The sequence below is a fragment of the Caecibacter sp. AF58-12pH5A genome (genome assembly GCF_027681725.1).
In the GTDB taxonomy this organism is placed as follows: Bacteria; Bacillota; Negativicutes; order Veillonellales; family Megasphaeraceae; genus Megasphaera; species Megasphaera hominis.
Genome location: NZ_JAQDBC010000030.1, coordinates 22585 through 31458, shown reverse-complemented (window position 1 = coordinate 31458; position 8874 = coordinate 22585). Strand labels below are relative to the sequence as shown.

Genomic DNA, 8874 nt, shown 5'->3' with positions numbered 1-8874 from the left:
TACTATTATTATACGCTATTTCTCGTCAAAATCAACCATTTGTTGTGACAGAGCCTTTTCATAAATACGTACGATAAAAGCTGCCGGTTTCATCAGAATCACTCTGCCTTTGTAGACGACTGTCATAGCCGCAATGCCTATGAATGCGCCACCGGCGATATCTAGGGGATAATGAGCCCCGACGAAGGGACGGGAAATGCCGACGAGAATGGCAAAGATACCAAAGACGATACCGGTCCTCTTGTCATAGAACCAGGCAGCTGTCGCAATGGCAAAGGCTGCCAAGGCATGATGCGACGGGAAGGATGCATCTGCTGCGTGTGGCAAGAGCATATTTACTAAGTGAACGGTGAAAGGACGGGGACGGAACCAGATTGTACCGATTACCTGGCCTATTGCCAAGGCGAATACCGTACCGGCAATAGCTAAGATGACGAAAGTACGGTGATCTCTTTGATCTTCTGTACCCGCACGGCCTTTAAACCATAGATAGACCAGAAATGCCACAAAAATTTCCGGACCATAGCGGGATAAGCCTTTCATGAGCGAATCCAGTATAGCGTATTGGCCGGCCATATTGTTGATGAGTGTAAAGGCGTGGTAATCCCAAGCGCCCAGTTGTGTCAGAAACATAAGCGTCCCCTCCTCTTATCGACCGAAACGGCACGTATAGACCAAGGCCGGCGGGAAATTCTTGAGCACGTACTTTGTCTCAATAGACGGGAAATAACTGGCCAAGAGAGGCCTCAAAAACGGCGTATACTGAAAGAGGACAAAAACTCCCTCCGGAGAAAGGACCTGCCAAACCTCACGGATGATTTCTTCCCGCAAAGCTTTCGGAAACGAAAGGAATGGCAACCCGGATACAACGCAATCAACATGCTGCAAGCCAGACTGGTGAACCATACGGGTCAGCTCCTCAGCCCGTTCCTCTACAGCAAAATCAGGAAACTCCTGCTGCAGGTCATAGCGCATTTGCCAATCCTGCTCCACTAAGATTACACGGCAATCTGCACGCACGCGATCGGCCATAGCCCGTGTAAACGTCCCTGTACCGGAACCCAGCTCGATGACACTTTGCACATGCTGCCAAGGAACCTGGTCAGCCATAGCCTCCACCAGCACAGCCGAACTGGGCGTAACACTACCGATCTCCGTGGGATGCTCTACAAACTTCCTAAAAAACGTTACTCGTTCCAAAACACCTGCCCGAGTTGCTACCATACAAATCGCCGCCTTTCTCTAACCTGCTTCAAGATTGATGCTTGTAAGTATGCATCATAAACCTTTCTAAAAGCTAAACAGGAACATAACTTTTTCTTAGCTTTCTCCAAACTTGGAGGTGAAAGCTAAAAAACGGCAACAACGTATCCGCAAATCTCACTTTTTATTTCCTCTTTAATAAGAAAAATACAAGCCAAATATCAGCACCTCCAAAAAAGGTTACAAAAAAAAGTGCCAGCCTCGGGATACATTGTATCCGAAGCTGGCGCTTTTTTGCTCTCTTTTACCCGGACAGCTTAGTGAAAAAAGGTGGAAGAGCCTTTTTACAGGCTGTCTTGTCCCCGCGTCTGACGCAGAAGATTCATTTTCATTTCATAATAGGCCGGACTCATATCAAGATAATGGTGGTGAGGATTTTCAAAGCGTTGTTCTTCCGGCCAAATCTCATGACACAGCTGGTCCTGGACGTACGCCCGTATATCCGAAAGTGCTGGCAGGGTTTGGACGCGTTTGCCTTGTTGGATGTACGTCTGGTGCAATTCTTTTGCTATGCAATGACTGAAGTATGATCGTTTCCAAGGCTTCTCCGGATCGATGAAGACGTATTCCGTGCGCACATCCGGTTTTTCATCGGGATTTGTCAGGAGGTCTGCCCGGGCATGACCGCTTGCGTCGTAAATACGCCAAATTTTCTTCCGGCCTGGATTAGTGATCTTTTCGAAGGATTCAGAGAGCTTAATTTTAGGGCGGCACGCTTGTCCGTGATGAACGGCCGTAAGCTTATAGACACCGCCAAAGACGGGGTCGCTCTTGGCAGTAATGAGCCGTTCGCCGACGCCAAAGGAGTCGATGCAGCCGCCCTGATCGAGGAGGGAACGAATTGTGTATTCGTCGAGACTGTTAGAAACGACAATGCGGCAATCAGTCAGGCCGGCATCGTCGAGCATACGCCGTGCTTCTTTTGAAAGATAGGCCAAGTCGCCTGAATCAAGACGGATACCGGCCAAGCGTTTGCCCATAGGCTCCAGGACTTCTTTTGCCACCCGGATGGCATTGGGCACGCCCGACGTAAGGACATTATACGTGTCCACCAGGAGGACTGCCTGATCCGGATAGATTTCGGCAAAGTGCTTGAACGCTGTATACTCGTCGTCGAAATACATGACCCAGCTGTGAGCCATAGTACCACTTACGGGAATGCCAAAAAGCTGGCCTGCCAAGACCGTAGCCGTACTGTCGACGCCACCGATATACGCCGCCCGTGCACCGTAGACAGCAGCATCCATATTATGGGCCCGTCTGGCACCAAAATCCGAAACAGCCCGTCCCTTGGCAGCCTGGACAATGCGGCGGGCCTTCGTCGCAATGAGGGACTGGTGATTAATCTGGGCCAGAATGGCTGTTTCTACAAGCTGGGCTTCGATGAGCGGTGCATTGATGGTCACCAATGGCTCGTTTGGGTAAACAATAGTGCCCTCCGGCATGGCCGTTACTGTACCGGTAAAACGAAAGTGAGCCAGCCATTCGAGGAATTTCTCGTCGTAAAGCCGAAGAGACCGCAAATAGCCAATATCCTCCGGGCCAAAATGCAACCCTTCTAAATAATCCAAGACCTGCTCTAAACCGGCAAAGATAGCAAAACCTCCGCCATCTGGATTTTTCCGGTAGAATACATCAAAGGTAACGGGATCATAAATATCGGCCGTGTGAAAATAGCCGTTGGCCATAGTCATTTCGTAGAGATCCATGACCATGGAAAGATTGCGTGTATCCATCTGCTTCATCGTTTATCCCTCCTCAAGACCGTCTGTCCAGACGGCATGGGCATAATCATAGAGCTGACGTGCTGCCTCACTGCGCAAATAACGTACATCCAGGCCATTTGGCCCGAGGCGGAAGCGGTCCAGCGCATCGGCATCCTTAAAGGTTTGGTACACGAGCACTGCATGCGGCGAATCAACGTGCTCACGTATGACGGCCAGACCTTCCTCATCAGCGTGATCGTGCCAAGCCATCACAACATACGCCAGGCGGTAAAAGGGCAAGGCCCCGGCTTGGCAGGCCTGCTGGTAGTATTCAGCAGCCCGTTTCCCATGGCCAACGTCGAGCCAGTCATCGTGACGCCGCGAGTCATGATACACAGCAGCGTGACAGAGACTCACCGTTTCCGCTTTAGTCAGCTTCAGCTTTCTTGCCAAGATGAGGCCATACAAGAGCACCCGCTCGCAGTGGGCCTTCGTGTGGATGACGCTGGCACCATGGGAAAAATCTACGTGCTCATGCATATACGTCTTCCAGTACACATAGTCCTCCCGGATGGCAGCAGGAATTACCTGTCTCATAGGCACGTCACCAGCTCATGGACTACCGGTTCCAAATACCCCTCCAGACCGTAGGCCCGTTCTTTAATATCCGGCGTAATGAAAATTTCACCTAAATTAATCGTGATATACGTAGCCTGCGCTTCTGCCGCCGTAAGCCGCATGAGCGGCGCCTTGATAAGCTGGTTATTTTTGCCAATTCCCAATTCTAAAATAACCAGTTTTTTGCCGTGGTATTGCGTGAGGAAATCCTGGAACCGCCGTCCGGCTTCGTGGTCTGGCAAAAAGTTCTGATCCAAGCACAGGTGTACTGCCATAGGACCACCACACCGGGGGCATTTGGGCACCATATCTGCAGGGATGCGGCCATCCTGTTCTGCAGCCGCCATCTTCTCTGCCAGGTCTGACCAAGGATATAACCCGGCATGGCAGGCATGAGCACATTGCAAAGCGAGCCACGTTCCTTCAATTTCATAAATCTTTTCTTTAGCAAAGCCACTCTTTTCAAAGTGCTCTTTCCCATTCGACGTAACGATGAAATACTCCTTGTCCCCTATGAGCGATTTCAAATCATGCATGACCGGCGTAGGCTGGTACTCATTGCAATAATGCTGCACAATGCGGCTCCAAAACGCCCACTTCACTTCTTCTTCAGGCCAGCGGGCACCCATACCCTGCAAGAGAGACCGCAAGCCATACCGGTCCTTGAAGTCACCTAAGAGGTCCTGTAGCGCCTGGTTATCAGCAAAGAGATGAATCCCTTCCGTAATGGAAAGGCCATTGCTGGCACCGATGAGAATGGCGTCGGCCGCTTTGATTTTTTCTGCAATTTCCTGATACTTTGCCATCCCTATACCTCCTTAATTCGTCTTCCTGTTGACCATGGCATCCGCTGCATCGTGGAGCACTTCCGCTAAATCACCGTGGATGACAAAGCCTTTATCTTCAATATCCTTCGGCAAGAAAGCATAGCGGTCGTTTACCGACACGTAGTACGCCTGAGGCAAATTGAGCGTCAGATTCCAGAACGGTTCTTGAATAAACATGGGCGTCAAGCGGCCCACACCGAGTTCGAGGAAGAGAATCTTCGCATCTGCATGTGCCTGGACATACTGGGAAATTTTAGCATACTCTGCTTCGTACTTCGTTCCTTGGAGATAATTGCCATAGCCCCGGACCCACGGGAACGCTTCACCACCGCAATGGGGACAATGGGGAATCATATCACTGGGAATAGAGAGACCATCGCCTGTCGCTTTGATAATCTCTTCAATAGGCTGTAAGGCATCCCACGTATCATCACAGCAAGGACGGGCGCACTGGAAAAAGCGATGGTCCCCTTGAATTTCACTAACCTTGGCCTCTGGATACAGCTTGATAAACTGTGTGTCCTGATTCGTCGTCAGAATATGAAAATCCTTATCCCTGATGAGGACATCCAAATCCTTATAAGGCTGACGGACCGGTGCATGCTGCGTCGTATACAGGAACGTCGCCAAGTAAGCCCAGAATTCTTCTCGCGTGGCATAGGGATACTGCATACCATTAAAAGCACCGGCAAAGCCATACTTCTTGGCAAACTTGCCGAAATACTGACGGAACGACGGCGAATCCTCATAATAGAAATCACCACCGCCGGCAGCGGAAAGTCCTGAAGCACCCCCGACAATTACACAATCTGCCGTATTGATTTTCTCAATCAAAGCAGCAATCTGCTCCTTATACGGAGCACAAGGCTTGTCGCTCAATTCGTAAGGTGTACGGCCCATCATATACAGGCGATAATATTTGTTGTAATTCATCTGTGTCTTCATGACAAGATCTTCGTAAAAGCTCATGGCTATATCCTCTTTTCTTTGCTGTACATTTATTTCTAACATCAAACATAGTGTAACACCGTCTTGTATCTTCGTCAACAGGATGTTAAAATAAAATCAACAGCAAGGAGGAAATTCCCATGAAATACTCAACCAAAGTCAGCGACGCCGTCCACATTCTCGCCTTCATCAATTTAAATCCGGACCTGCCCCTCACGAGTGAACGCATCGCCATCAGCGTCCAAACCAACGCCAGCTACGTCCGGCAGCTCATGTCTACACTGCGCAAAGCCGATCTCCTGCGCAGCATCAAAGGCCACGCCAAACCAGAACTGGCAAAAGAACCAACGGAAATCACCTTATTAGACGTCTACCGCGCCGTCGAAGGCCGCAAGCCCCTGCTCCACCTGGACACCCACACTAATCCCAACTGCGGCGTAGGCGTCCACATTCAAGAAGCACTCCAGGACTCCTTCGACCAGGTTCAAACTCGGGCCGAAGAAGAAATGGCCCACATTACACTGCAAAATGTCCTAGATGAATATGAAAAGCGAATTCAGAGACTAGAACATCCCGTAAAGCCAGCAAAAAAAATAAAGGCTTTCTCCAAGATTAGGAAAAGCACTGCGAGGCGGGAATAGTGGTTGATTTTATAGAGTTTGATTCTTTTAACTTATTTGAACACACAAAAACAGGGCCTAAGGAAATAGCAAAAGCATTTCCTTAGGCCCTGGCCACATTCTATCCCAATAAAAGATAAAGTTAAAATCTTCCCTATCCCTTGCATTCCATCAACACATCCAGAAGTTCTTCCGTTGTGAATTTCTTGCAGCAGTTGGGCGTGAGGACCGTACTTTGAGCAATAGCCTTATAATCTACGTCACCAGTAATCCCCATTTCAGCAAAGGTGGTTGGCAAAGTTGCTTCTTTAATGAAAGCTGCCAAAGATTGAACAAACGCTTCGGCAAGTTCTGCCTGGCTCTTTCCAGAGGGATCAACTCCCCAGACATTGACAGCCAAACGAGCAAACTGCTCTTCCCCTTCCGTGAGCATATGACGATACAAAACAGGATGGATAACCGCCAAGCCTTGGCCATGGTTGCAATCCGTATAAGCGCCGAGCTGATGTTCCAGCATATGAGCCTGGAAATCCGTAGCCTTGCCGATTTTTAGAATACCATTTTCCGCCATGGCTGCCGCCCAGATAAGCTCGCTACGGGCCTGCACATCCTGAGGATTTGCCAGAGTAGCCCGTACATGGGCGATAATATTGCGCTGGCACGCTTCGTTAATTTCATCGGACAAATTGCTTGTCCGCGGTTTTCCCATATACGTTTCCATACAATGACTGAGCGAATCGAAAGCCCCGGAAAAAACTTGCTTCAAAGGCATCGTCATTGTATAAAGCGGATCAAGAATAGCAAAATCATAAAAAGCTCCCCATAAGGCTCCTTTGATTTTCTTTTCCTCATGCGTAATGACGGCACCATTATTCATTTCCGAGCCAGTGCCAAAAGCCGTAACAACAGCACCCATAGGGATAAATTCCGCAGGCTGCTTCTTTTCACCATACTCAAAACTCCACAGGTCCGTCGTTAGCTTAGCCTGAGCCGAAACCACCTTGCAGCAGTCTAGGACAGATCCACCACCAACAGCCAAGATAAAATCAACACCTTCTGCCTTAGCCAGCGCTGCCCCTTCCTGAACCTTGGCATACGTTGGATTAGACATAATACCGGAAAACTCAACAATTCGTTTCCCAGCAGCCTGCAAGACACTAAGAAGCTCATCATAAATCCCGTTCCGCTTAATAGAGCCGCCACCATACGCCAACATGACCGTCTGCCCAACCTTAGATAACTCTGCCGGCAAATGCTTAGCCGCGGCTTTTTCACCAAATAAAACCTTTGTAGGATAGCTATAGACAAACTCGTTCATTACGGTATTTCCCCCTTACATTCAATATATGCTTAATTACTTTTCATACACTATTATAGTCATTAGGCAAATGCATATCAATTCGAATTTCGGAGGGATTCAATAAGGAAGTCTAATTTTCCTGACGCGCTTTCTCTAAGACTTGAGAAAGCGCTGTGTACCAGGCTGGTACAATAACTTCATACGGGCATTGCAGCCGTACTACTATTTGATTGAAGGATATCCATCATTTTCGAATAGAATAGCTGGCGGCAGCAGCTATAGCACAAAGGATAATATCGGCTAACCAAATCATATCGTACGAACCAGTTTGCGTGTAAAGAATTCCGCCCAGCCAGGAACTGATGAAACCACCCGTTTGGTGGCAAACAAAGGTCAGGCCAAAGAGAACGGCCATAGATGCAGCGCCAAAGCGGTTACTAATGATTTGCGACGTCGGTGTCACTGTGGCATCACCGGTCATGCCCAGAAGGAGCGCAAAAAGAGCCAGCCAGATTGTTGTCTGCGGCACAAGAAAAATGAATACTCCTACAGTTACGACGCGCAACGCATAGAGTGTACCCAAGACGGTGCGGAGCGGGAAGCGCAGGCACAGGACTCCGCAGAGGATAGAGCCTAAAATGGAGGTAATGCCAAAACCCGTGTAGATCATGGCAGCTGTAGCGCCAGGAATGCCCAAGGATTCCATTTGTGGGACTAAATGGGTCTGAATAATGACCATGTGAAAGCCGCACGTACTGAAGCCAATGAGGAGTGCCTTGTAATCCCAAGTCCGCCAAGCCCGTTTCAGGTTTTCTGCAATGCTGATTCTGCTCTCTCCTGCTGTCGCTTCAGCAGCTGCGCTAATGCCAGCCTTTTTCTGCAGACCGCAGAGCCACCAAACGGCTGGAAACAAACAGGCCATAGCGCCGCCCAAAATAAAAAGGCCCTCCTGAATGCCAACAGCGCTATTGAGGCCTTGCATGACTGGCGATAAAATAGCACTGCCGATACCGCTTGAGGCATTGAGAATACCAGAAACAGCCGAAGCCCGCTTAGGTCCAAGGATGGGAGAAATCGTACCCATGACGAGACCAAAGCTGAGAGCACCTGTACCGGAGGCCAGAATAATGCCCAAGTATAACGTGAGCGACGAAACACTATGTGCCAAAGGCGTCAGGATTAAGCCTGCTGCCATAAGGAGAACACCGCACAAGAGAACCAGGCGATTTCCTCTCCGTAGTGCCAATGCGCCCCACAAAGGCTGGGTCAGACCATACATGAGCTGTGCAATGCCAAAGGAAAAGCCAGCATCAGCATAGCTAATTCCGGACAGGGCCGTCAAAGGCTTGATCACGATTCCATAAATCCCCCTCACACCAGCACCATAGCCAAAAAGGAGACACGCCGCCACGACTATGAGCAAGATTCCCTGCCGTCCTTGCATCGTTTTTGTTTCCATAAAAGCCCCTCCCAATTCACACCCAAAACACTGCGTACGTCGTCGTTTTCTAGTTATGACTACTCCTTTTGATGTATGTACACCATATTATCAATCCCCATATTCCCTGTCAATACAATTCATATTACACAAA

9 protein-coding genes are annotated in these 8874 nt (G+C 49.1%); 1 reads left to right on the top strand and 8 read right to left on the bottom strand.

What is annotated here, in order from left to right:
- Positions 1-15: 15 nt before the first annotated feature.
- From PGX44_RS11155 to PGX44_RS11130, 6 genes are all read right to left on the bottom strand, one after another.
- Positions 16-633 (bottom strand): undecaprenyl-diphosphatase, encoded by a 618-nt coding sequence (locus tag PGX44_RS11155; protein ID WP_498855438.1) that lies wholly within the window; start codon positions 631-633, stop codon positions 16-18.
- Positions 634-648: 15 nt separating this feature from the next.
- Entirely contained in the window at positions 649-1224 is a 576-nt protein-coding gene (locus PGX44_RS11150; protein ID WP_498855437.1) for a class I SAM-dependent methyltransferase, read from the bottom strand.
- A 323-nt stretch (positions 1225-1547) separates the two neighbouring features.
- A complete protein-coding gene (locus PGX44_RS11145) occupies positions 1548-3008 on the bottom strand; it encodes a nicotinate phosphoribosyltransferase (RefSeq protein ID WP_498855436.1) in 1461 nt (486 codons plus the stop codon).
- 3 nt (positions 3009-3011) lie between these two features.
- Positions 3012-3566 carry a hypothetical protein gene (locus PGX44_RS11140; protein WP_498855435.1) on the bottom strand — a complete coding sequence of 185 codons (555 nt, stop codon included), beginning with the start codon at positions 3564-3566 and terminating at the stop codon, positions 3012-3014.
- Positions 3563-4393, bottom strand: a complete 831-nt coding sequence (locus PGX44_RS11135; protein ID WP_498855434.1) for an SIR2 family NAD-dependent protein deacylase — start codon at positions 4391-4393, stop codon at positions 3563-3565. Before PGX44_RS11135 ends, PGX44_RS11140 begins: the two co-directional genes overlap by 4 nt.
- A 12-nt stretch (positions 4394-4405) precedes the next feature.
- Complete coding sequence (locus PGX44_RS11130) at positions 4406-5383, bottom strand: SIR2 family NAD-dependent protein deacylase (protein WP_498855433.1); 978 nt, start codon at positions 5381-5383, stop codon at positions 4406-4408.
- A 119-nt stretch (positions 5384-5502) separates the two neighbouring features.
- On the opposite strand from PGX44_RS11130, the gene PGX44_RS11125 reads away from it, so the two are divergent.
- On the top strand, positions 5503-6003 hold the full coding sequence (locus PGX44_RS11125) for an Rrf2 family transcriptional regulator (RefSeq protein ID WP_498855432.1): 501 nt from the start codon (positions 5503-5505) through the stop codon (positions 6001-6003).
- A gap of 133 nt (positions 6004-6136) precedes the next feature.
- Here the strand turns inward: PGX44_RS11125 and PGX44_RS11120 are convergent, their stop codons facing one another.
- Both PGX44_RS11120 and PGX44_RS11115 read right to left on the bottom strand, forming a co-directional pair.
- The gene (locus tag PGX44_RS11120; RefSeq protein WP_498855431.1) at positions 6137-7300 is read right to left on the bottom strand and encodes an iron-containing alcohol dehydrogenase; all 1164 of its coding nucleotides are present in this window, start codon (positions 7298-7300) and stop codon (positions 6137-6139) included.
- Positions 7301-7526: 226 nt separating this feature from the next.
- Positions 7527-8741 (bottom strand): MFS transporter, encoded by a 1215-nt coding sequence (locus PGX44_RS11115; RefSeq protein WP_498855430.1) that lies wholly within the window; start codon positions 8739-8741, stop codon positions 7527-7529.
- Between the last annotated feature and the right edge of the window lie 133 nt (positions 8742-8874).